Here is a 23,758-nt window from a genome sequence, read left to right on the forward strand (position 1 = left end):
TGATCCGCTCTCTATCATCTATTACGAAAAAGAAGGATGTTGGTTCCAGAAAATCTGACTGAAATGACCAGAAAATCAGAAAAACGCTTTAAAGTCATCCTCGCCAGGCTCTTCTCCGGCGTTTTTTCCGGCGGAAGACTTTCTCCGGGAGAGTTCCGGGCCATGAGAATCGAAAGGCTGCTTGTTATCAGGCAGCATGACCAAATGGGGGATATGCTGCTTGCCGTTCCCGCCCTTAGAGCCCTGAGAAAACGATATCCCACAGCCATGATCACCTTTCTTGCGTCTGACGTGAATTCAGGTGTAATGCAGAACAATCCATATATCGATGAATTGATCGTCTGGCCGAAGAAACTCCGAGCTTCCAATATCTTCGCCCTTTTCGGTTTCGTACGAGCTCTGCGCAAAGCATGTTTTGACGCTGTGATCGTCCTTAACACGGTATCTTTTTCGGTGACGAGTATGATCCTTGCCGCGATCAGTGGAGCAACTGTCAGGGTCGGGTGCTCGGATGTAAAGTTCGGGCACGGTCTTTCTTCACTCTATTACCACCTCGAACTTCCTCTCCCGACCGAGGCCGAAATCGGTGGGATGCATGAAGGGACGCATAACCTCTTTCCCCTTCGATCTGTGGGGATCGAGGATGATGACCTGTCTTCAGTGATCGTTCCGACCGGTTCCCAGATTAGAGAGGCGGAAATGATCATGGCGGCGGTCGATCCCAAAAAGAAGGGATTCGCGATGATCCATCCAGGTGCCGGAAAAGAGAAGAACAGATGGCCGGTTGAAAGATTCGCCAGTGTCGGCCGAAAGCTGCTTGAAGAATACCAGATACCGGTAATCGCGGTAAGAGGGCCTTCTGATCTTGAGGCATCAGACCGGCTGATCGAGCAGTACGGGGAAATTCCCCTGCTTCTTTCTTCACCGGAGGCAGGGCTTTTATCGGAGATCATGAGAAGATCGGTTGTCACTATCTGCAATGATACCGGAGTCATGCATATCGCCGGTGCTTCAGGGGCGCGTGTTGTCGCAATATTCGGTCCGACAGAGAGTTTAAGGTGGAAGCCTGCTTCTTGCTCCGTTACGGCGATTGAATCAAGAGACGGGGATATTTCGTCTGTTGGCGAGGATGAAGTGTTTGGAGTAATAAGCTCTCTATTGTCGGGAATCAGAGAGATACCATGTCGATCCTCATAGTGACCGTCTCATCCGCCGGAATGTACACTTCATTCGACCAGTCCTTATAGCCGGTCTTCTTAAGGTCGATAAGGTGTTTTCCTGTCGGTAGCGATATTTTGCCGGCCAGCGGCGTAATTCCCATGAATTTACCGTTTATGAAGACCCTGATTCCTGCCGCGGTGGCGAAAAGAAGATCTCCGCTTTTCATTTCGAGATATATCCTTCTGCGGGAAAGTTCGCCCCTGGTGATGATGATCGTCTCCGTATATTCAGTAAAATCCTTCTGTTTACAGCTGATCGAATGTGTCCCCGCTTCTATCTCGGAAGGACCGTACCTGTTACCTGAAAGCCGGAATATTCCGTCGATGACGATATCGGCTTCAGGCTCGACTATTATATCGATGAATCCCGCTGTTTCCTCTTCCCGCGGATCAGCTGGTTCTTCGATCTTTGAAACCAGTTCGTCTGTGCCGGCAGGCTCCTGTATTTCTGCCGCGGCCTCCTGGAGGGGAGATGCTGAATCAGCTGCCGTGAATGTCGACGGAAGGGGAGAGACCGGCACTTCGATATAAACCGTTTCGGCCGGGACCGGTTGTCCTTGAATTATGACAGCACTCGTATCCGCGATAGTGGAATAAATTCCATCGATCCCGATTCCCGGCGGCAAAGAGGCGGGAAGGACTCCCTGCGCGTCGTGTTTTCTTAACCTGCCGGTAAATTCGTAGATCGATTCTCTCGCTTTAGAAAGAAGATCAGGGTTGGAATAGAGATAGAAAGAACTGACGGCAAGTGCCGCTGCTATCATGAAAGTAGAAAGGATCTTTTTTCTTTTCGTTTTGTTCCTCTTCTTTTTCACCTTTGTCTCCGGTAGCTTCGGTCTCCCCGCTACAAGCCGTTTTAATATGTTTTTCGCTTCGATGATCTTTTCACGCCCGATTATCGTTTCGATCTCACGGGCCATATCGAGAGCCGTACCGTACCTTTTTGACGGTTCCCTGTTGAGAGCCTTCATCACGATAGATTCCACTTCGGGGCTTATGGAACTCCGTATCTTCGAGGGCGCTTTGATCGAACTGTTGATTATGTTCTGAATGACGGCAGCATAGTTTGCTCCGGAAAACGGTTGATGTCCCGTAGCCATTTCATAACATATAGTCCCGAGGGAAAAGAGGTCGCTTCTTCCGTCGACTCCCTCGCCTATCGCCTGTTCAGGCGACATGTAAAGGGGAGTGCCGAGAAGGGTGTCGGCGATAGTCTGTTCCAGATGCGCCTGGCTCAACTTAACCAGACCGAAGTCGGTTATCTTGACCTGTCCTTCATTGGTGATCATGATATTGGCCGGCTTTATATCGCGGTGGATGATCCCCCTCTGGTGAGCGTGATCAAGCCCGAGGCATATCTCCCTGGCTATCAGAAGGGTCAGATCATTCCCCAGGGGACCGTTTTTTTCCAGGACTTCCTTAAGAGTCGATCCATTGATATATTCCATTACGATATAATAACTGTTTCCGGCAGTCCCGGTATCTATGATCCTGACTATATTCTCGTGGTCGAGGCTCGCGGCGGATTTTGCTTCAAGTTCGAATCTTCCGGTAAAATTCCTGTCCGATGTAAGGTGGGAATGCAGTTTCTTGATGACGACTTCTCTGTCGAGCGATTTCTGGATCGCCTTGTAAAGTACGGAAGTCCCCCCCGTGGCGATCGTGTTCAGTATCTGATAGTTCCTGTTTTCCATCATTATTACCTTGCCGTCGCGAGTCTCGACGCGAGAGATTCTGGCAATCCCTGGCTCCGGATCTTCTTCTGGGCGCCGAGGATATCATACGCCACCCTGTGTATCGTTATTCTTTTCTCGGCGAAGTCGAGGGACGCGTAACTCGCTTCGTTCTTTCCGTCACGGGGCTGACCCACGCTTCCCGGGTTGACAAGATACCTCCTTCCCGGTTCAATATATATCGACGTTCCGTTTTCCACCCGTGCTCCCGTGTCCTCCCCGAAGCTTATCACTCCGGGAATATGCGTATGTCCGATGAAGATGAACCTGTCGCTGAATTCGTGGAAGATCCGCTCTGCCTGCGAGATCGTATATATATATTCCCATTCAAGAGGAGCAGATGGTGAAGAATGCGCGAACAGGCACTCGTCGCGCGATTCCATCGCCGGATATTCCCTGAGGATCGATTTCTCGTCCTCGCTCAGGGCGTTCCTTGTCCATTCGATCGAGAGCGCGGCGGTGATGTTGAATCTTTCCCCGCCTGAACTTCGAGAGGCAGCGAAATCATGGTTACCGCATATCCTGATATCAGAACGTCTCTCGACAAGTTCCACGCACGCGGATGGATCGCCACCATACCCTACCACGTCTCCGAGAGATACGGTGAGATCGGGACGCCTGGCCTCCAGGTCCGTCACGACTTTTTCCAAAGCCTCGATATTGGCGTGGATATCAGAATAGACTATGATCTTCATATTGATTACCGTTTGAACACGAATTCTTCCGCGCCGATAGCGATCAGATCCTCTTCTTCGAGTACTTTTTCATTCATCTTCTCGCCATTTATCGATATATCCCTGCGACCCGACGCTTTGCGGATGATATAATCCGATCCGCACCTGTTGATCTCTGCCCTTACTCTCGGAGAGAACAATCCGTTGAGCCTGATATCCGAATCGCTGCTTTTGCCTATTATTGTGCTTTCCGTATTCAGGACGTATTCTTCCTGGTCGGACCTCCTGAATAGTTTTGGAGGAAGTCCGGGCGCTGCGTCGTTACTTCTGGCGGATATCGCGCGGGAGGGAGCGGAGTGAAAATTCGGTATGATCACGGTCTGATCGAGGTTGTTTCCCTGAACCTCGTCACCTGCAGGTATCTGGAAGTGTATCTGGTATTTTCCGATGGTGATCCGGTCACCGTTCTTCAGTTCATCACTGTCGACCTGCTGACCGTTGAGATAAGTGTGGTTCTTGCTTCCAAGATCTTTAATATGGTAACCCGATTTCCACGCGTGGATCACGGCATGTTTGCGTGAGACGCTCAGGTTGTCGATCACGATATCGTTATCGGGTAGCCGTCCGATCGTCAGTTGCTTGCCTGAGAAGGTGTAAGTCTTCAGGGGCCTGTCCTTCAGTTTTACAATGAGTTTTGGAGGCTGGCTCATGAAAAACGAGACGATCGAACCCTGGTATTCAGGCGGAATACGTCTGGCGTCTTCAGAATGAGTCACGACGAGATCTGTAAACAGATTGATCTCGAAGATCGCGTGTGTAGTCAGCGTATAGATCTTGACGAGGAACTCTTCGCGCTTATCGGGGGTCTTGGAACGGTTCACCATGCCGTGGTAACAGGCTACCGGTTTACTTTCCTTGTACCTGAGCATCATGAAATTGTTAGGCTGGAGGGCTGTAATAAGCGAATTGGACTGTTCCTTTTCGGTCCTGTCTAGCAGGTCGTCGAGATCGACGAGACTCGAACTGACTTTCAGGTCAGGTTTTTTCTGGATGAAGACCAGGAGCGAATGATATAGAAGGATGTTTGTTTCATAAGCGACGACCTTGGGATATTGAGTACGCTGAAGGCGTGAGAAGAAATCCCTTATGCTCAGTCCCTCGAAACAGTCCGGTCCGCTTGTGCAGGCCCAGTAAAACTGTCCGTCACGAATAAAGAGAAGGTACTGGATATATTCATTGAATATCTCAACGACGACCGGCACGTTGCTGCTTTTGTCAAGAAGCTGACGCATCGTCGAGTCGAAATTTTCCGGTTCGAAGTCTGTAGGATTGATTATGACCTTGTCATAAGGTATCTGTAAGCGCGACATTTTCTGGATCCTCGTTGAATTATAGTTACTTTAGTCTTATTCGCAAGAAAAGTGCCAAGAGACTATGAATGTAACATGCTATTAAACAATGAGATATGCCATCGATCATAATCGGGGGCAGTAAACCTCCCTCTAATATTGCAAATCTGAAGAAAAAACGGGGATAGGCGGTGTCCGGTGGGATATTCAGATTGAATTTCCCTGTCGTATGTGATAGTATGCGCCGGTTGAATTTAACTTTATAAAACTAAGGCAGGTTAAATCGGAGGGCTTAAGGGCTGCCGGTATCAACGGTGGCAGATTCATCGCGGCGGCATGATTGTCGGATCTGCGCTGAAAAAGGAGGTAATCGGTGGCAGAGACAGGTAAGATCAAGTGGTTCAATGAGAACAAGGGTTATGGTTTTATAATGCAGGAATCGGACGGGAAAGACATTTTTGTTCATTATTCAGATATAGATGGAGACGGATTCAGGACACTCAGCGAAGGGGAATCGGTAGAATACGAATTGATCGAAGGGCCTAAGGGGTATCACGCGAAGAACGTGAAGAAGGTATAGGCACAGGCAGGTTAAAAAAGAGTGGCCTGACAAAAAAGGAGGCGAATGGCGCCTCCTTTTTTGTGTGAGCACTTCAGGTCCGGGCGGCTATTCCGATTCGGACACTTCAGCGTGAAAACGCTTGAGATTCCGTTTCGCTTTTTCATTGGTAGGATCTATCTCTATCGCCTTGTTCCATGCGTCCAGAGCTTCATCAGTCCTGTCGAGCTTGTAGTAGGCGTTGCCAAGGTTTGTCCATGCCGAGCTGCTGTCGCTGCTTCTTCCAATAGCCTCGTTGTACATCTCTATAGCTTCCACAAATGACCCCATCCTGTAGAAGACGTATCCGAGATTATTATACGTCGCACTGAGTTCCGGATTGAGCTCGATCGCTTTCTTGAAGCTTTCAGTCGCTTTTTCTTCCTGGCTCGTCTCGGTATAGGTAAGTCCGAGGTTGTTGTAAGCCTCGGTGAAAGAGTCGTCGATCTCGACGGCTTTTTTGAAAAGGTCGAGAGCCTGTTCATACTGTCCGTTGTGATAACTCATGACCCCGGCGTTGTTAAGCCTCCGGGCTTCTGCGAGATGGCGCCTTCTTTCCTCTTCGTCGAGGGTACTTTTCTGGTTTTCGATCACTTTGAGGATCTCCGTATTGTTCTGCGTCACTTCACCGACGAGTCTCCTGTTTTCATCGAGAGTCTCCTCCATAGTACTTATATTTCTGTCTATATTCTCTTTCCAGCTGGAGACCTCATCTTTGAAACTGGCAAGACTGCCCTCGTTCGATTTCAGAGTATCTTCGATTTCACCTGTCTTTTCCGCGAGAGTATCAGCGATGCTTTCTATGATGATCTTGTTTTCTTCGTTGACTTCAGAGATCATCGATTTTATCTGTGCCAGCTTTTCATTGATCGATCCGCTCAGATCATCGCGCATCAGATCGGTTTTTTCTTCCATCTGCCTGAACATCGATAGAATATCCGACGTACTCTGTTTCTGGAAATCCCAGGATCTTTCGATCTCGCTCCTGATTGACTCGATCTCCTCGTATCGCTGGTCTTCGGCCTTTTCGCCGCTGAGCAATATCTCGAACCTGCATTCATTTTTTTCATCATCGTGGAATCTACAGCTTTCGCCGAGGCAGTTCACTTGTCCTCTGAATGACTTGGCGAGGAAGCGGACAGATTTTTCCTGCTGAAGCGATCCGGATTCCTCCTCTGCCAGAGAGGCCTGGTCGGAATCAGGATTCATGAAGATGTCATCTCCGGAGTCTTCCCGTTCTGTCTCTTCCACTTCGGTGTTGAGATCGTGGTCATCAGCCTCCCTGACAAGGAGTTCCCTGTCGGGACCTTCGAGAATCGATGCCTGTGTGATAAGCGGGCAAATCTTCATGATAAGTTCCTTTCGTCTGGAACCGGAGAAAGGTCTCCGGTCTTCTCAAGTAGTTCCACCTTATGTTCAAATTGTGATTCGAGAAATCTCGCGTAATTCTTTTCCGCTCTTTCCCTGTTGAGATCAGATGCCTCGTCCTGTCCGATCAGTTTCGCGAATGCCGTTGCCGCTCTTCCAAAATCTCCGACCCTCTCGCTCGCGACTCCCACGATATGGAGGAGTTCTGCCGCTGCCGGATCGGGCCATTTTTCCAGCCGGCTGATGGAACCAGCAAGGGATAATGCCATGACCGGTTTGTCCATATAGAGGTACGTCTTTGCCAGAAGTATCTTTCTTTCAGGTTCCGGGATAGACGAGCGTCTTATGAATTTAAGAGCTGAACCGAAATCTCCCAGATCAAGCGCTGTCCGTGAGAGTCTCTCCAGGTTCTTGTCATCGACCTCTCCCTCTTTCAGAAGTGAGAGTCCTCTCGAGATTTCCGCGCGGGCCGAACCGGTCAGGATCGTTTCTATGCGCCTGAGGATCGTCTCACGCTCGCCGCAATCACCGAGTACCTCGCTGAATATTCTGGCCGCTTCTTTCGAATGACCGGAATCTTCGAAAAAGCCGGCCAGAGATATAAGCAGGTCAGTGGCATTTTTGACATCAAAGAGAGCGCAACCCTCGCGGACGAGATCTTCCGCTTTTTCCGGCCTTCGCGCCTCTACGAGGAGACGGCTGCCGAATAGATAATACTCCGGTCTTTTATCCTGATCGATTATATCGAAGGTCTTTTCAGTCATCTTTTGAAGGATGTCGTCAGTATGTCCATTGATTTTTTCGAGAGCGGCGAATGCTTCCGCGCTTTTTCCACCTTCGAGAAGGCATTCGGCGCGATGGATCTGAGCTGCCGCGAAAACACTGTCCGGCCAACGGGTAGCGTCAAATGAAGTCAGGATCTCCTGCCAGGCAGATCGATCTATATTGAGAGCTTCCCTGTATCTGGCCAGCGACTCGTCATAATCGCCAAGTTCACTTTTAAGGGCCGCGTAGTGGATAATGAAACTGACGTCCAGGTCGAAATGCTCGAGAAATTCGGTCGCGGCATCTTTTTTTCTATCGAGATCAGTGCTGTCGCTGTTTAGGATATTGAGGACCGATACGAGGGCTTTTTCTTTTTCACCGATGGCGATGTTGATCCTTGCCGATAGCCTGCAGGCGTGAAACTCCACGGGGTCCCTGCTCAGAATCTCAAGGACGATCTCCATGATCCTGCTCGAAGTCGTCTCATCTTCCTTGAAAAGCTGGAAAAGGAGATCGGCAGATTCATCGTATTTTCCCTGCAAAGCGAGTGAACGGCCATAGATCGATGTAAGTCTTCTGTTATCGGGACTTTCTTCCCTGATATTTTTGATTGTCTGATCGAGGGCCCGGAGAAACTCGACAGGTCCGTTCTGAGCCCCGTTAAAATACCGGTACGCGTCTTCCATGCGCTGCTCTTTCCATGCTATCAGGCCGAGAAGTTTCGAAAAGAGCCATGGTTTTATACTTAAAGGAAGAAGTTCTTCCAGTCTCGTCCTGATCTTCGTGGAATATCCCTGGGAAAGTTCCAGGCATTTTTCCAGTTCGATCATCGCTTCATTCTCTTTGCCCATCCGGAGCAGAGTGTCAGCAACGAGGTATCTCGCTTCAGGGTTGCCCGGATCCTTGTCGATTATCCGGCTGAGTTCCTCCAGGATCGATCTGAGGTCGACCTCTTTTCCAGTCAGAGCCATGGCAAGGCATCGTAGTGAATCGACAGCCTTTCCATCCGCCATAGATATCCTTGCTCCGTATACATGAAGCGCCGCTGTCTCTTCTTTCGGCAGCCGGGCGATAGCTCTTCTGAGTATTTCCTTGGCCAGATCGACATGGTTCACATTCAGGGCGGATCTGAGAAGTTCTTCCCAGATTTCCCTGTTACCCGGTTCTTTTTCAACAAGCCTGTCGAACCTTTCAATGACGTCTTTTATCTGTCCCGGATCGGATTCAAGAGATTTGCACAGATAGTGGGCCGCTTTCAGTAAGAGGCCGTTATCGAGGTGAAGCTGATAGAGAGCGAGGTTAAGAGTCGTGTTTCCGGGATCTCTTACCGCGGCCTTTTCATATTCCGATTCAAGATCGAGTCCGGCCGAATCTCCGAACATCATGAGCTGGTCGAATTCAAATATCGCTTTTTCGATCCTTCCGGTCCTTAAGTCCGCTTTCGCGCGGAGGACCCTGAACGGTTTGGAAAGATCTTCAGTCTCGGAGATCAGATCGATGATCTTGACCATTTCTTCCCAGTTGCCGTCATCTTCCGGAAGGAGGGTTTCTATTCTCAGGCGCAGTTCGTCATGCGCGTCGGGGTTATTCCTGTAAAACTCGAGAATGAAGGCTGTGGCTCCACTGACATCTTCCTTGCGCAGACCCAGTTCGAGGATGGAGATGATCCTGTCGAGGTTGCTTCCCGATTTTTCAATGATCTTGCCGGTCAATCTGAAGAGGTCCTCACTGCTGAACTGATCATTTCCTTCAAGAGATCCGATCAACTGTTCCGCTTTCTCGGAGTTTCCGCTCAAGGCGTGAAGTTCGACTTTTGCGGCGAGAAGTTCGGTACTATTGTCTCCGGATGATTCGATCCCTTCTTCGATGATATCGAGGAGTGAACTTATCAGAGCGGGATCCATCTCTGCCGACAGGATGGCGGCTGAGGATGCCTGTGAGAAGTTTTCAAGGTGTATGTACAGGCGCGCGAGAAGTCTCTGCGATGGAGCGGTGTTTTTGACGTCATCTCTTTCCTCGATCCATCTGACGATATCCCCGCACGAGTCCCGATCTAAATCAAAAAGTATCTCCATCTGTTCGACAGCCTCTTTGGTCCGTCCGAGATCTTCCGCTATCTCACAGAGAAGGAAGACGATCTTTTTGTTTCCATAATACTTTTCGGGCAGGTGAGACAGCCTGTCAAAGGCGAATAACCTGCTGTCAGTCCTGTCCGGGAAGAGTTGTTTTATCCGGTCGCTGGCAGATTCGATATTCCACCCTTCCTGTGTTTTTTCGATATATTCCTTTATTCTGCGTTCGCCCTCGTCATCGGAGCCCGACCTTATGAGTATCTCTCCGAGAAGAAGCAGGTGATTCTCCGATTGTGACTCGGATGAGCCCAGTAGCAGAAGGAGTTCATCGAGTGGAGGGTCGTCGAGTTCTATTGCCTGGAAGAACCTAGGTTCCGCCTTTTCAGGATGGGAGAGCAGGATTGATATTTTTCCGAGCTGAAATTTCACGAATGCATGATCGGGATAAGCTCTTTCGATCTCTATGAAAAGAATCCCGAAGAGTTCAGCGTCTTCAGGCGAGTTGTCAAGGGCCCGGGCAAGGGGTGCCGCGGCCTCCCTGAACCGTCCGGCCGCCATGTGGAGGAGCCCGAGAAGAAGCTCATTGTCTGTATATTGTGATCCCTTACCCTGCGATTCTTCCCGAAGCCCTTTAGATCTCGTCTCGGATCTTTTAACGAGGCTTTGAATGAAATCTTCAGAGAAGAGGCGCAGCATTTCCCGGATCCGCTCGATATTTTTACTTCTCAGCAGCATCTCTATTATAAAACTTGCAAGGAAAGGATTGAAATTCCGCTGCAAGGTCTCCCTGGCCATTTCAATGATCTGGTTCCTTGCTTTTGGATGATGCCTTATCGCCCCTTTCATAAGGGAGACGGACTGTTTGAAATCGGAGATGTCAAACGAAAGCTGAATCGCTTCGATAGCCAGGTCAAAGTCATCCGGCCATTTTGACAGAGCGTCGACAGAGCGCTGGAATGCTTTTTTGAGATCGCCTTTCAGACGATCCTGCTGTATCCGTTTAAGAGCTTTCTCCTGTGTAAGAAACAATTCTATCTCCATGGTTTGAACCGGATATTATGCTCTGACCTCATTTTTACAGCTGCCCATCGATTTTTAAGCGAAATACGTACCATATGACGAAAATTTTCAATCGTTCATTAATTATTGATATGCACAGGCTTAAGATGTAGATTATCAGGGACCGGGGACTGTCCACAGGCAGAAAGATATCGGTTGGCGTAACTGGTTTATGTTGAACGTGTTGCCTGTTATCTGAAAGGTTCTGGTGATCTGGATGTCAGCTGTCTATTCGATCTCGACGGAGATACATTTCTGCGCTTCGCATTCATTAAAAGGGTATGACGGGGACTGCTCAAGAATGCATGGACATAACTGGGTACTCCGTGCATATTACGAATTCGTGAAGATCGATCAAAGAGGTCTCACTGTCGATTATCTCGAACTGAAATCGGGTATGGAAACGGTGATCCTTCCCCTGTTCGACCACCGCCATCTCAACGAGATCGCTCCGTTTGATTCGATCAATCCGACATCGGAGAATATCGCAGCCGAGATATACAGGCTCCTTCAGAAAGACCTGAAGATCCCCGGGGGAAGATTGACTGAAGTGGAACTATGGGAGACACACTCTGATATGGTGCGGTATCGTGAATAGAAGAGAAAATCATGATACAAACAAAGAAGCGATGCCCCCCGGACCGGGAGCCGTTATCCTTCTTTCCGGTGGCCTGGATTCGACTGTCTCCCTGGCTCTTTCATTAGATGAGTATACTCCGAAGCTCGCTCTTTTCTTCGATTACGGCCAGAAAGCCCTCGCGCGGGAGGAGGATGCGGCGGCAGCGATCACGGACTTTTACCATATCGAGATGAAAAAGGTCGCTCTTCCATGGCTGTCAGGAATATCTTCATCTGCTATTATAAAAAGTGACAAAGAGATACCGGAGTATTCGGGAGCGGGAGCGAAGCAGCGGCTCGATGCTTCGAGGGCGGTCTGGGTCGAGAACCGGAACGGTATATTCATCAATATCTCCGCTGCTTTTGCCGCGGCCAGCGGATGCGCCGTAATAGTCACGGGATTCAACCTTGAAGAGGCATCGACTTTTCCCGACAACAGTGCCTCATATATTGAAGCAGCCAACAGGGCGCTGGAACTTGGAGCCGGCGCCGACGTCAGAGTGATCGCGCCGACAGTCTCGATGGAGAAGCGAGAGATCGCGGCAATGGGGATAACTCTTGATATACCGTGGGAATTTTTATGGAGCTGCTATAACGCCGATGAAACGATGTGCGGGACCTGCGAATCCTGCGTAAGGTTGAGAAAGGCGATAGAGGGCACCTCTGCCGCGGAAAGAGTCCGATTTTCAAGGGAGAATTGAATTGAAGGAAACAGAGTACAGGTTAATATCCACATCGATCGTCGACAGGGTGATCGACTATGACGGAAGCCAGCTTCGAAGCCATTTTATCAGAAAGATCGCGGAAATACGTGGTGACGGGATCGTCGCCTTTTCGGGAGCATGTTATGTCAGGGGAGAGAACCTCGTCGATCTTGAAGATGCCGAGAATGGAAGTACAATAGTAGCGGGTGGGATGCTTCATTTTATATGCGAACACTTCCAGGTCCCCCTGGCCGAGATGAATTACAGGCTGAGGTTGTTCGTGACTATCATCATGGAGGTCCTCTCCGGACTTGCCCCGGAACGGACTTTCAGGAGAGACGGAGATGATATTTTCGAGGACGACAGAAAGATAACGGTGGCGATAGCAACGCTCAGTCCTACTTCGGCCCTCTTTCACTGTGGAGTAAATATCGATCCGGAAGGTGCTCCCGTTCCGGCCGCCGGACTCGGAGAATTCGGGGTCGATCCGTGGAAACTGGCCAGGATGGTCCTCGACGCGTACAAGTATGAATGCGAATCGGTCGAACTCGCCGTCAGGAAGGTCAGGGGGGTATGAGCGAAAATGGAAAGAGCGGCAATGTGACAGAGCTTTTTACCTCCGTTCAGGGTGAGGGGATATATGTCGGAGTAATGCAGCTTTTTATCAGGCTTGCAGGATGTGGTCTTGAATGTTCTTATTGCGATACTCCCCTTTCGAAGAGAGATCCGGCAGAATGCCTCATTTATGATCAGGGATCGGTCCGAAGGATAGACAATCCGGTCGGTGTCTCAGAGATCGCGCGGGTGGCAGTCTCTATTGCCTCCCGAAAGCAGGGGATACATTCGTTAAGCGTCACAGGGGGGGAACCGCTGGAACAGCCGGATTTCCTGGCAGAATTTCTCAAGTTGTTCAGAAAAAGCGATCTGCCGGTCTATCTCGAGACGAATGGCCTTCCCGAGCAGGCAGCGCGAGTAATCGCTCCCCTTGTCGATCTTGTCTCACTGGATATCAAACTTCCTTCTCTCTGTGGAGGGGGAGATCTTTTTCCCGTATATGAAAGGGTCCTTCCCGTTTTTGCCACTGCCAGGATGTTCTGCAAGATAGTCATCACCGACAGCCTTGATATCAATGAGTTCACTGCGGCCGTCAGGATCGTCTCGGGATTTGACAGGGGAACACCTCTGGTCATACAGCCGGCGACCCCTTCGGCAGGGGCCCGGCCCCCCCTTCCCGGTATGATCATCGATTGCCATGAAAAAGCTTCAGCTTTCCTCAGTGACGTGAGAGTGATTCCACAGTGTCATCATATTCTCGGATTACCCTAGAAGCGCGGAGAAAAAAAGTGCCGCGAGATGATACGATGCAGGGTCGGGTTCGTGAGGCGGCGACCACCTCGCAGCATCTCAGATGAACAGCAATAGGCATACCAGATATTATTCTTAAATCGATTAAAAAGCACTATCCCTTGCCAGCAAAGGATTTGTCAGCTTCATCGCGTAAAACGCGCTTTTGCCTGAAAGATCCGTATCATTCCCTATTGTTCCCCGGGAGTCCCGGAGGGTAGATTGCCATCTTCTTTCTTTTTGCAACCTGAAGTTGCGTTCCTGCAATTGGGGGTATCAGACCGGGACCTTACCCGGAAGAGGAAGCCCAGCATGGTTAAAAAATAAAATCACTTGACACAAACGTTCTATTCGTTGTTAAGTAAGGCGTTAGGCTTAAGTTGATAGCTGTATTCTTTTCAGTGCGGAGGGGAATCAGGATCCCTCTTGGAATTAAGGAGGAGGGCACAGATGACAAAAGCGGAGATTGTAGAGGACATTTCCAGCAAGACCGGGTTGACAAAGAAAGAAGTCGCTGAAGCGGTTGATTGTTTTCTTTCCTGTATTTCCAAGGGTCTTGTGGAAGGGAAGCATTACGAGATTCGTGGATTCGGTACTTTTAAAGTCAAGGAACGCAAGGCAAGGATGGCGAGAAATCCGCGTACCGGTGAGCCTGTCCCGGTTCCAGACAGAAAAGTCCCCGTATTCAAAGTCTCGCGCGAGTTGAAAGATATGGTAGCCCAGTCCTGATCATTGGACTGCTGACGGATTTCTGATTTTCCAGCCACAGCCGGTAAATCCGGTGGGGTCCGTTCTCTATTCAACCGATTACTCCAGGCAGGTGAATAATGTCTGATCGCGTCGTCGATCTAAGAAGCGATACTGTGACGAGGCCTTCTTCAGGTATGAGAGAGGCAATGTCCAAAGCAGTTGTGGGAGATGATGTCCTCGGGGATGATCCGACTGTGATCAGTCTTGAAAAAAGGATGGCCGCGCTTCTCGGCAAGGAAGACGCGGTATATGTCCCGAGCGGAACAATGGCCAACCTTCTCGGGCTGCTTACACAGACGAGTCCGGGAGATGAAGTAATACTCGATCGCAACAGCCATATATTCAATTATGAGGCGGGCGGAGCCTCAGTTATCGGTGGGCTGCAGCTGCACCCGTTGAATGGTCCGGAAGGATTTCTCCCCGCCGATGAACTCCCCGGAGCTGTAAGGCCGGACAATATCCATCATCCGAGGTCATCCCTTATTTCCGTTGAGAATACCCACAACAGGGGCGGAGGGAGGATTTATCCGATCGATCAGCTTGAATCGGTTTCGCGGTTCGCCAGGGAGAATCGTCTGAGAATCCATATGGATGGGGCGAGGCTTGCCAACGCTGTCGTCGCGACAGGCATCTCGTTCGAAAAGTATGGCCGTCTGGCTGATTCGATCAATATATGTTTTTCCAAGGGGCTCGGAGCTCCGGTCGGATCGATAATGATCTCGGACAAGGAGACGGTCAAAAAAGGAAGATACTGGCGCAAGAGGCTCGGGGGGGGGATGAGGCAGTCGGGGATACTCGCCCAGGCCTGTCACTTCGCGCTGGACAACAATATCGAGAGACTTGCCGATGATCATCTTCTCGCGTCGAGGATAGGTGCCGCGGTTGAGAAGAACCCCGGGCTGAAGCTGTCGTTTCCGGTCGAAACCAATATCGTTATCTTCAGGGTAGAGGACGAGAGTATCGATTTCGAGGACTTCACCGGAAAGCTGGAGCGATCCGGGATCAGGCTGCTCGCTTTTGGTGACAGAAAGATCCGCATGGTCACGCATCTCGACATCAAACCGGAAGATATAGATTATTTTGAGAAAGTGATGGCATCGGTCCTTTAAATGGATTCTCTTCGATTTTCCCACCGGGAGCGTCGGCAATACAGAGATGGATCATAAGTAATGAGGAAATACCAGTTCTATTTCGTCGGAACGCCGATCGGCAATCTTGACGATCTGTCTGCGAGGGCTGTCGAAGTGATCAGGTCGGTCGACATGCTTCTCGCTGAAGACACGAGAAAGACCGGGATCCTTCTTAAAAAATACCAGATCGAGATCCCCCTTCGTTCATACCACGACCACAACAAAGAGAAGATCACCCCTTCGATAATCGAGAAACTCAAGGATGGGATGAAGATAGCTCTCGTTTCCGATGCCGGAATGCCGGGAATATCGGACCCCGGATATTATCTGGCGAGAAGGTTGATCGAGGAGGATCTCGAATATTCAGTGATCCCCGGCCCAAGCGCGGTGACGACCGCCATTCTGCTTTCCGGGTTCCCCCCGGACAGATTTACATTCTATGGGTATCTGCCGAGAAAATCGGGGGCGCGTCTGAAGATCATTAAAGAGGCTGGAGAGACTCAGGGGACCTCGATCTTCTTCGAATCACCTCACAGGATCATAAAAGCTCTCGAAGCGATCGATTCCCAGCTCGGGGAGAGGCAAGTCGCCGTAGTGAGGGAGATGACGAAGATCTATGAAGAAGTCCTAAGGGGAAGCGCCGCGGAGATCATCTCGAACCTCGGAGAGAGAAAACTTAAAGGTGAGATAACACTTGTCATAAAGGGAAGGAGCAGGGGAGAGGACGCGGAAAAATGAGATGACCCCGTAAGTGTAATTTCTTGACAGGGAAATCCTGGGGATTCATAATATGGGCCTTGAAGTTTCAGGTATGAGCATTTGGGATATTTTATTGCAGGAAGTACGATTTGTCAGCAAAACATGATTTTAAGGAAAAATTGAGGAGACTGCTTTCTCCGGTGATTGCTTTATGCGTCTATGCCGGAATAACTCCGATGGGTATTACGCTCTTTGGCATATTCCTCAGTTTTATCGGGGGCTGGCTGGTCGGTATGGGCAGGCTGGGCCTTGGAGCGCTTGTACTTATAATCTCTGGCCTGAGTGATGCTGTCGATGGATCCCTCGCCCGCAGTCAGGGGAAAACAACACTTTTTGGCGCTTTTATCGATTCTACGGGGGACAGGGTAAGCGAACTTGTATATTTCATCGGTATCGTCTTCTATTATTTTGGAAAGACGCCTGTCAATAACCTTATGATCTTCTTTTCCCTGATCGCTCTTGCCGGTTCTTTCCTTACAAGTTACGCCAGGGCGAGAGCAGAGGGCCTCGGGCTCGATTGCTCGGTCGGCTTACTCGAGAGGCCGGAAAGGGTCGCCCTGCTCATTACCGGGCTGATCTTCGGCGGAATCGTCCTGGAAGTGATAATTGTAGTCCTTGCCGTATTAAGTGTCCTGACATTCATTCAGAGAGTAAAGCATGTCAGGGATCTTACGACCCCCGGTGAAAGCGGTACCTATTGACACGGGTTGAATCGGTTCTCCCTGTCTCCGCGCCTGTTTCACCGGTAATGTGTTTTGACCGATCGGACAATCAAGTTAAAGGCAGCAGGCCGGTAAGGCAGAGCTTATAAATGAAACCGAGATTCTGGTCGATCCTCAAGACATCAGTTCCAATTATTGTAGATTTCGGCGCGCAGGTCGTCATGTGGACGATCGAACCGATGCTCGTCGGCCACCTTGCCATACGGTCGATGCAACGCTACTACCCGGGGCTAGGAGCTACCGGAGTAGACGCTCTTACCGCCGTGGGAGGAGTAGTCCAGGTGATTCTCTTCACCTGCACGATCCTTCTTACTTTCGTCTTTGGCGCGACGATCCTTATCAACAGGCTCCTCGGCGAAAAAAAGAGAGAAGAGGCTGATCATTTTCTCGGACAGACACTTTTTACGGCGATGTTCCCCGCCTTCGGTATAGCCCTGATATGGTATTATCTCTCTCCGGTCATATTCAGGACGCTACTGGGAGCCTCCCCGGCCGTTACGGCGATCAGCGTCGATTATTTCAGGGTGCTTTCCTGGTTCGCTCCTTTCATCCTGATGAATTTCGTGGCGATAGGAATTGTCCGTGGAGCTGGAGATACCCATCTTTCGATGATCGTAGGCCTTCTGGTCAACGGTATTCATCTCGTTCTCGCCGTCTGTCTGATATATGGCGTCTGGTTCTTTCCCGGACTCGGCGTGCGGGGAGCGGCGTACGCGGCGGCTATAGGCCATACGACAGGCTTCTTCTTTACCTACAGTGTCATTCTCAGGGGAAAAAGCGTGTTGACCTTCAAATCATATGATTTTCGATCTATAAAACGAAGCAGCATCTGGAGGATCATAAAGACCGGGACTCCGAGCACTCTTGAGCAGCTTGCCTGGATGACCGGAATAACGATAGTAATAGGTTTCAGCAATCGTCTTGGTCCAACCGCGGCGGCGGCCCACATCGTTGCTCTGACATTTCACAGGCTTTTTGCCGTCATGTACCTCGCCTTCGGTATGGGAGCCCTGACGCTTGTCGGGCAGCGGTACGGAGCGAAGGAGTATATACGCGCGAGACAGATGGCTCATACCTTTCAGGGGATCGTCCTCTGCGTTGTGATTTTTCTCGCGGCAGTGATCTTTTTCAGGGCAAAATACTTAGCGATACTCTTTACTACCGACCCTGATGTCATTCCGTTGTGTATTGAGATCCTGAAGATAATTGCTATCGTACAGATTCCCAAGGCGATGTCATATATTCTCTCTTTCAGCCTTAGAGGCGTCGGGGAAAACCGCTACCCGATGTACCTGGCATTCGGAGGCGTGTTTCTGATCGAAGTGCTCCTTGGATTCAATCTTGCTTTTGTCTTTGGCCTGTCTCTCGCGGGATTATGGATCGCCGCGATCATCGATGAAGTGTTGAAAGTGCTTCTCAGTGCCAGGCGCTTTCGCGTCAGAATTAAATCGCTGATAGCGGGAAATACCACCTGATAAAGATAGGCCAGAGTCCCCGGAGCGATCAGCGCGGGAGGGTGGGTCGAGGGTCACAAAAAAAAGGGAGAGAGGATCTTTCAGACCTGGAGAAGAAAATGAGAGGCCTTTTCATAACGTTCGAAGGTATCGAAGGCTCTGGAAAATCCACCGTTGCCGCGAGGATCGAGAAACTCTTCGCTGACGACGGGGTAGAAATAGTACTGACCAGGGAACCTGGAGGTACTGTCACATCTGAAGATATCAGGAGTATCCTTCTCGATCCGGACAGGGAAGAGATATCGGCGAGGACTGAACTGCTTTTATACCTTGCCAGCAGGGTTCAACTTGTCGAACAGGTCATCGAACCGGCTTTAAAAGAAGGCCGGATAGTTATCTGTGACAGATTTATGGATGCGTCCGTAGCATACCAGGGTTGGGCGAGAGGACTTGGGGAGGAACTTGTAATCGAACTTAACAGGTTCGCCGTCGGCCAGGCCGTTCCCGACCTGACATTTCTGTTCGATCTGGGCGTCGAAGAAGGGTTCAGAAGGGGTCCGGACAAGAGAGAATCGAACGGGGTTCGAAAACGAGACAGGCTCGAGAGAGAGGATATAGCATTCCACGAGAAGGTCAGGGAAGGTTATCTGAGGATCGCGGGCAGAGAGAAACAAAGGATCGTAGTCATCGACGCTATTCTTCCCCTTGATTCAGTCGTCGACTCTGTTTTCCGGAACATCAGGGCTCGCATGGACGTACAATCATAGAAGGGTTGAGGAAAAACCCGGAAAAGAAGCATACGTCGGCGGGGAGTATTAAAATGGTTGTTCAACCCGCGGCCGGGGTATATATTTTTATTCAGCAGTCCTGAAAAAGGGATTAAAACGGATCGGTCCGGGATGGCGATCGCTCTGATCAGGATATGACAGTGACATCCGAACGACATAATGGAGGTCTCTATTTTGAAGTTTAATAAAAAAGTCATCATCACACTGGTTTTCCTGATCGTAATAGCTGCCGGCTCATTCTTCGTGTGGGCCTCCGATCAGCGGGAAAAGAACGAGGAACTTGAATATGAACATCTTAATCGCTTCCGGGACGTAATGGTCAGGATTCTTGACTACTATGTCGAGGAAAAGGAATTCAAGGAGCTCATAGACGCCGCTATAGCGGGCATGCTCGAAGAACTTGACGTCCATTCCGTCTATCTCGATCAGCAGGAGTACGAAAACCTTATGATCGATACGGAAGGTGAATTCGGCGGTCTGGGTATTCAGATCGTCGTAAGGGAAGATTATCCCACGGTGATCTCCCCCATAGACGATACTCCCGCTTCGAGACTCGGCATTCAGGGGGGAGACAAGATTGTCGATATAGAGGGGGAATCGACCAAGGGGTGGAGTTCCGAGGATGCTGTCAAAAAACTCAGGGGAAGGCCGGGTACCCAGGTCAACATAAAGATAGGGCGCGAGGGGCTTGATGAGTCTATTCCGTTTACGATCACCCGCGAGATAATCAAGGTCCCGAGTATTACATATTCGACGATACTCGATGATGTCGGATACGTAAGGATAGCACGTTTCGCCAAAAAGACCGCCGCCGAACTGAGCAGTATTCTAAGAGAGTTCGAGAAAGAGAATACCAAAGGGGTTATTCTCGATCTTCGCGGTAATCCCGGCGGGCTTCTTTCGGCGGCATTCGAGGTTTCGGATCTCTTCCTCGACAGGAACAAGCTTATCGTCTATACGGAAAGCCGTATTCCCGAGAGCAACCAGAAATTTAATTCAAACGCTAGAAATCTCCATGGCAGCTACCCGATCGTCATATTGATCAACGGAGGTAGTGCTTCGGCGTCCGAGATCGTTGCCGGAGCTCTCCAGGACTGGGATCGAGCAGTCATCGTCGGCCAGACCTCTTTTGGAAAGGGATCGGTCCAGACAGTCTTCAAGGTGGGAGAACACGACGCGTTAAAGCTGACGACGCAGAAGTATTTTACGCCAAGCGGCAGATGCATACACAAAGATTACGATGAGAACGGTGATGTCATAAAGAACGAAGATTCTGAAAAGGAATATTACACCGCATCTGGCAGGGTGGTATACGGCGGCGGCGGGATATCTCCCGACTGGAAGATAGAGCTCCCCGAGTTCACTGAATTCCAGAGAAAACTCGAGATCAGGTCGGTTTTCTTCAGCTTCGCGGTCCATTATACGGCATATAACGTAGTGGGAGAGGATTTCGTGGTCGATGACAGCGTGGTAGAGGAGTTCAAGGCTCACCTTGCGGAAAAGGAAATAGAAAATACATCTGAAGAATGGACCGATGAGAATTCCGATTATATAAGGAGGGCGATCAGACGCGAGATATTCCGCAAGCTCTATGGCACAAAGGGAGCATATATAGCGACCCTCGACAGGGATGAGGAAGTCGTAAAGGTCCTCGAAATGTTCAGGCAGGCCGGAACTCTCGACAAGATGTTCTCCTATGTTGCCGAACACCGGAAAGCAGCCGCAACGGAGGATAAGTGAACGAAAAAACAGCAATCGTCTGCGACTTTGACGGTACGATCACGGTCAGGGATGTGGGCCATCATTTTTTCGGAAAGTTTGTGCGCGACAGGGCCCTCTGGGAAGACACTCTCGAAAAATGGAAGATCGGGTTGATCTCATCAAGAGAGTGCCTGTTGAAGGAACTCGAACTGATCGATGCCGGAAGGGAAGATCTCGACCGGTTCATAGAGAAGGAGAGTTTCGATCCTTACTTCAAGGATTTCATCGATTTCTGCGACAGAAACGATTTTGAGTTCGTTATTCTAAGCGACGGACTCGATTATTATATAGATTCGATGCTGATGGACAGGGGTTTTGGATATCTTGACTACAGGGCGAACCATGTCGTCTTCGACGAGGGGAAGATATCGAATATCGAATTCCCATATTTCAATACCTGCGATTGTACCCTGTGCGGCAACTGCAAGAAATTTCATCTTGATCAGCTTAAAAAGAAGGGATACAAGACAGTATATATAGGAAACGGTTATAGCGACCGGTGCCCGGCTGAACACGCCGACATCATTTTCGCAAAGGATGATCTTCTTTCCCACTGCAGGCAGAAGAAACTCGATCACGTAAAATTCAGTAATTTCCGGGATGTCGAGCGGGAACTTACCAGCCACCTTTACCGGGAATAATGAAACATCCTGTTCACGCGCCCGGCTCGGTCTCATCCATAATGTCTTCGTGGTGCTTTCTCATGGCGTCAGTGTACAGCCTGCTTATATATCCTATAAGATCGAAGATGGCGCGATCGCTGATCTCTTCTTCCGATCGAAGATCTTTCATCCTCTCCATTACATCGGTCAGGTCATTTTGCGTGACGATCCCGCTCTTGTAACAACTCCAGAATTTATCGAGCGTATATGAAAGATCCTCTCCATATTTTTCATTCAACTGGGGAGTAAGCGCCGAGGAGATCGCCTCTCCCTGGCGGTAATAGACCTTTCTGGAAATATCGCCTCTCAGCATGAAAAGGGCCGCTATGGCCAAGATGACCAGAGCGATCAATATTATCACCGTAACGCGCGTCGACATTCTCTTTCCTCCTCGAAATATATCATAAGGTCTTCATGAACCAGGCTGTCGTAAGGGAAATAGCCTTTTCCAGACCTTCCGTCACCAGGGTGCCCGGGCTGTTTCTAACACCGAAAGTGTGTCCGCAGCCTTCTATGATCTCCATTCTTATATTATTCGATCCTTCCCGCGAGATAAATCTTTGAGCCTCCCGCAGAGTCACTGCCGCGTCCCGCCTGCCATGAATAATAAGATACGGGATTGAGAGCCTGGAAGCTCTTTCCGGAAGATCATATAATTTTTTTCGTCTGTCTATATCTTCATAATATGAATAGTCGAGCCAGAGTTCCCCTTCAGCCCTGAGATCCCTGAAAGTGAGCCTGCCGGTCCGTTTCCATTCTTCCTTGCGCCTCTGTGAATATCTGTCGAGATTGGATGGCGACGACCAGGTGACGAGGGATCTTATACCGGGAATCGAGGAACAGACGAGAAGGGAAACGGCGCCTCCCCGGCTGTGACCAAGCAGTCCGATACGGTTCCTGTCTATATTGACAGGCAGCAGACCGGAGGCCGCGAAACGGCAGACAGCCTCGAGATCGGCTATTTCACTCGACACGGTGTTTGCCGCGAACTCTTCCGGTCTTGTGATCATGCCTGTCGCCCGGTCCGTGCCGTTATGGGAGAAATCGAATATAAGCGTGTGAAATCGATCGGATGAGAGGCGTTTCGAGACAACAGGGAAAAACCCCCAGCGGCTGTATCCGAGAAATCCATGTGAGATTATTATAAGTGGCATTGGTTCTTCGGGTGCGCAGCTTCTCAGGTCGGCAAAGAGGGTGGTCCCTCCCGGAGCGCTGATCCTTATCTCTTTCTCGTACAGTCGTATCTTTTCTTGCTTGCCCTGCACCGGATATCGTCCTTTCGAAAAACCGTTCAAATGGCAATATACCTTATCGGGCTTTCAAATGCCATCCTTGCAAAGAACGCGGTGGTAAAGTATTATCTCTTAAGTGATACTATAATGGAGGTCGGCTTTTGAGAAAAAGAATAATAACAGGGATATTACTGACGGTTGTGCTTCTCTTTGTGGCGAGGAGAATATCGACGAACCGACCCGATATGCTTGAGGTAAGCGCCGGTGAAGTGACTCTGAGTCACACGAGCGTATTCGAGCAGGTCGGAGAGGGTACGCCTGTCCTGATCGTCGAGACAATTTCGGGACACGCTGAGATACGGGGCCTGGAAATCGTGTATTCGCTGCCTGGTGAGGAGGACGGGATCAGAAAAAATATGGAAAGATCAAGCGATGGTGACTGGGTAGGAGTACTTCCCGGAATGTCCAAAGGGAAAAGGCTCCGGTACTATTTTGAAGCTCTCGCCTCTGATGGGGAAGTGATTAGGATCCCGGAAGAAAAGAGTGCCGGGCTTCTTATAAAATACAAGGGGGAAGTCTCTTCGGCCGTACTGGTCTTTCATGTGATTTTCATGTTCGGGGCTTTTTTCTTCATGATAGAAGCGGCTCTCTCGGCTATCGGAATCTTATCCGCGGGAGAGAGTAAGAAGATGACGATCTTGATGGTAAGGTGGCTGATCTTCTTTACATTCATCGGTGGATGGCCCCTTGGTTTTATTCTCAACAGGCAGAGGTTCGGACCGGTATGGGAAGGGTTCCCCTTCGGATATGATATAACCGACAATAAAACGCAGATAATGTTTCTGTTATGGGCTGTCGTGACAATCCTTTCCTGGAGCAGTTTTATAGGAAAAGGTGAGGACGCCGACAGGATCGGCAGGAAAGGTTTCGCTGTATCCGTGCTGGCCGGTTTTTCCTTGAGCCTGGTGATCTTTCTTATTCCTCACAGCCTTTGAT

General features: G+C 49.9%; 22 protein-coding genes. 15 read left to right on the forward strand and 7 right to left on the reverse strand.

All coding sequences use genetic code 11. The annotated features are described in order from the left end of the window. The first annotated feature begins 63 nt into the window (after window positions 1-63). Window positions 64-1,197 (forward strand): glycosyltransferase family 9 protein, encoded by a 1,134-nt coding sequence (locus JW814_03035; GenBank protein ID MBN2070408.1) that lies wholly within the window; start codon window positions 64-66, stop codon window positions 1,195-1,197. On the opposite strand, the gene JW814_03040 is transcribed toward JW814_03035, so the two are convergent. Genes JW814_03040 through JW814_03050 form a run of 3 tightly spaced genes read right to left on the reverse strand, consistent with a single transcriptional unit; the run spans window position 1,169 to window position 4,997 of the window. Beyond that, complete coding sequence (locus JW814_03040) at window positions 1,169-2,914, reverse strand: serine/threonine protein kinase (GenBank protein ID MBN2070409.1); 1,746 nt, start codon at window positions 2,912-2,914, stop codon at window positions 1,169-1,171. The genes JW814_03035 and JW814_03040 overlap by 29 nt on opposite strands. A 5-nt stretch (window positions 2,915-2,919) precedes the next feature. Continuing rightward, window positions 2,920-3,648: a metallophosphoesterase family protein gene (locus JW814_03045; protein ID MBN2070410.1), complete on the reverse strand. Its 729-nt coding sequence runs from the start codon at window positions 3,646-3,648 to the stop codon at window positions 2,920-2,922. Window positions 3,649-3,653: 5 nt separating this feature from the next. Next, a complete protein-coding gene (locus JW814_03050) occupies window positions 3,654-4,997 on the reverse strand; it encodes an FHA domain-containing protein (protein MBN2070411.1) in 1,344 nt (447 codons plus the stop codon). 352 nt (window positions 4,998-5,349) lie between these two features. Between JW814_03050 and JW814_03055 the strand changes: the two genes are divergently transcribed. After that, complete coding sequence (locus tag JW814_03055; GenBank protein ID MBN2070412.1) at window positions 5,350-5,556, forward strand: cold shock domain-containing protein; 207 nt, start codon at window positions 5,350-5,352, stop codon at window positions 5,554-5,556. Between the two features lie 87 nt (window positions 5,557-5,643). Here JW814_03055 and JW814_03060 read toward each other — a convergent pair whose 3' ends face one another. Both JW814_03060 and JW814_03065 read right to left on the reverse strand, forming a co-directional pair. Next, window positions 5,644-6,924 carry a tetratricopeptide repeat protein gene (locus JW814_03060; protein ID MBN2070413.1) on the reverse strand — a complete coding sequence of 427 codons (1,281 nt, stop codon included), beginning with the start codon at window positions 6,922-6,924 and terminating at the stop codon, window positions 5,644-5,646. Then, window positions 6,921-10,808, reverse strand: a complete 3,888-nt coding sequence (locus JW814_03065; protein MBN2070414.1) for a hypothetical protein — start codon at window positions 10,806-10,808, stop codon at window positions 6,921-6,923. The genes JW814_03060 and JW814_03065 overlap by 4 nt, the downstream gene beginning before the upstream one ends. A 247-nt stretch (window positions 10,809-11,055) precedes the next feature. On the opposite strand from JW814_03065, the gene JW814_03070 reads away from it, so the two are divergent. From JW814_03070 to JW814_03125, 12 genes are all read left to right on the forward strand, one after another. Then, entirely contained in the window at window positions 11,056-11,436 is a 381-nt protein-coding gene (locus tag JW814_03070) for a 6-carboxytetrahydropterin synthase (protein MBN2070415.1), read from the forward strand. Next, window positions 11,429-12,157 (forward strand): 7-cyano-7-deazaguanine synthase QueC, encoded by a 729-nt coding sequence (gene queC / locus JW814_03075; GenBank protein ID MBN2070416.1) that lies wholly within the window; start codon window positions 11,429-11,431, stop codon window positions 12,155-12,157. The genes JW814_03070 and queC overlap by 8 nt, the downstream gene beginning before the upstream one ends. Window position 12,158: 1 nt before the next feature. Beyond that, window positions 12,159-12,737: a DUF366 family protein gene (locus JW814_03080; GenBank protein ID MBN2070417.1), complete on the forward strand. Its 579-nt coding sequence runs from the start codon at window positions 12,159-12,161 to the stop codon at window positions 12,735-12,737. Continuing rightward, on the forward strand, window positions 12,734-13,486 hold the full coding sequence (locus tag JW814_03085; protein ID MBN2070418.1) for a 7-carboxy-7-deazaguanine synthase QueE: 753 nt from the start codon (window positions 12,734-12,736) through the stop codon (window positions 13,484-13,486). The genes JW814_03080 and JW814_03085 overlap by 4 nt, the downstream gene beginning before the upstream one ends. Window positions 13,487-13,954: 468 nt before the next feature. Further along, window positions 13,955-14,233 carry an integration host factor subunit beta gene (locus JW814_03090; protein MBN2070419.1) on the forward strand — a complete coding sequence of 93 codons (279 nt, stop codon included), beginning with the start codon at window positions 13,955-13,957 and terminating at the stop codon, window positions 14,231-14,233. A gap of 98 nt (window positions 14,234-14,331) precedes the next feature. Further along, complete coding sequence (gene ltaE / locus JW814_03095; protein MBN2070420.1) at window positions 14,332-15,363, forward strand: low-specificity L-threonine aldolase; 1,032 nt, start codon at window positions 14,332-14,334, stop codon at window positions 15,361-15,363. A 60-nt stretch (window positions 15,364-15,423) separates the two neighbouring features. After that, window positions 15,424-16,122 (forward strand): 16S rRNA (cytidine(1402)-2'-O)-methyltransferase, encoded by a 699-nt coding sequence (rsmI, locus tag JW814_03100; protein MBN2070421.1) that lies wholly within the window; start codon window positions 15,424-15,426, stop codon window positions 16,120-16,122. A 110-nt stretch (window positions 16,123-16,232) separates the two neighbouring features. Then, on the forward strand, window positions 16,233-16,844 hold the full coding sequence (locus tag JW814_03105; protein ID MBN2070422.1) for a CDP-alcohol phosphatidyltransferase family protein: 612 nt from the start codon (window positions 16,233-16,235) through the stop codon (window positions 16,842-16,844). A gap of 110 nt (window positions 16,845-16,954) precedes the next feature. Further along, on the forward strand, window positions 16,955-18,340 hold the full coding sequence (locus JW814_03110) for an MATE family efflux transporter (GenBank protein ID MBN2070423.1): 1,386 nt from the start codon (window positions 16,955-16,957) through the stop codon (window positions 18,338-18,340). 98 nt (window positions 18,341-18,438) lie between these two features. After that, window positions 18,439-19,086, forward strand: coding sequence for a dTMP kinase (locus JW814_03115; protein ID MBN2070424.1), 648 nt, complete (start codon window positions 18,439-18,441; stop codon window positions 19,084-19,086). A gap of 195 nt (window positions 19,087-19,281) precedes the next feature. Further along, entirely contained in the window at window positions 19,282-20,847 is a 1,566-nt protein-coding gene (locus JW814_03120) for a S41 family peptidase (GenBank protein MBN2070425.1), read from the forward strand. Next, complete coding sequence (locus JW814_03125) at window positions 20,844-21,509, forward strand: MtnX-like HAD-IB family phosphatase (GenBank protein MBN2070426.1); 666 nt, start codon at window positions 20,844-20,846, stop codon at window positions 21,507-21,509. Before JW814_03120 ends, JW814_03125 begins: the two co-directional genes overlap by 4 nt. A 13-nt stretch (window positions 21,510-21,522) precedes the next feature. On the opposite strand, the gene JW814_03130 is transcribed toward JW814_03125, so the two are convergent. Further along, window positions 21,523-21,909 (reverse strand): hypothetical protein, encoded by a 387-nt coding sequence (locus JW814_03130; protein ID MBN2070427.1) that lies wholly within the window; start codon window positions 21,907-21,909, stop codon window positions 21,523-21,525. Window positions 21,910-21,931: 22 nt separating this feature from the next. Then, the gene (locus JW814_03135; GenBank protein MBN2070428.1) at window positions 21,932-22,795 is read right to left on the reverse strand and encodes an alpha/beta fold hydrolase; all 864 of its coding nucleotides are present in this window, start codon (window positions 22,793-22,795) and stop codon (window positions 21,932-21,934) included. Window positions 22,796-22,923: 128 nt separating this feature from the next. On the opposite strand from JW814_03135, the gene JW814_03140 reads away from it, so the two are divergent. Next, window positions 22,924-23,757, forward strand: coding sequence for a hypothetical protein (locus JW814_03140; GenBank protein MBN2070429.1), 834 nt, complete (start codon window positions 22,924-22,926; stop codon window positions 23,755-23,757). Window position 23,758 lies beyond the last annotated feature (1 nt).

It is taken from the genome of Candidatus Krumholzibacteriota bacterium, assembly GCA_016932415.1.
GTDB lineage: Bacteria > Krumholzibacteriota > Krumholzibacteriia > Krumholzibacteriales > Krumholzibacteriaceae > Krumholzibacterium.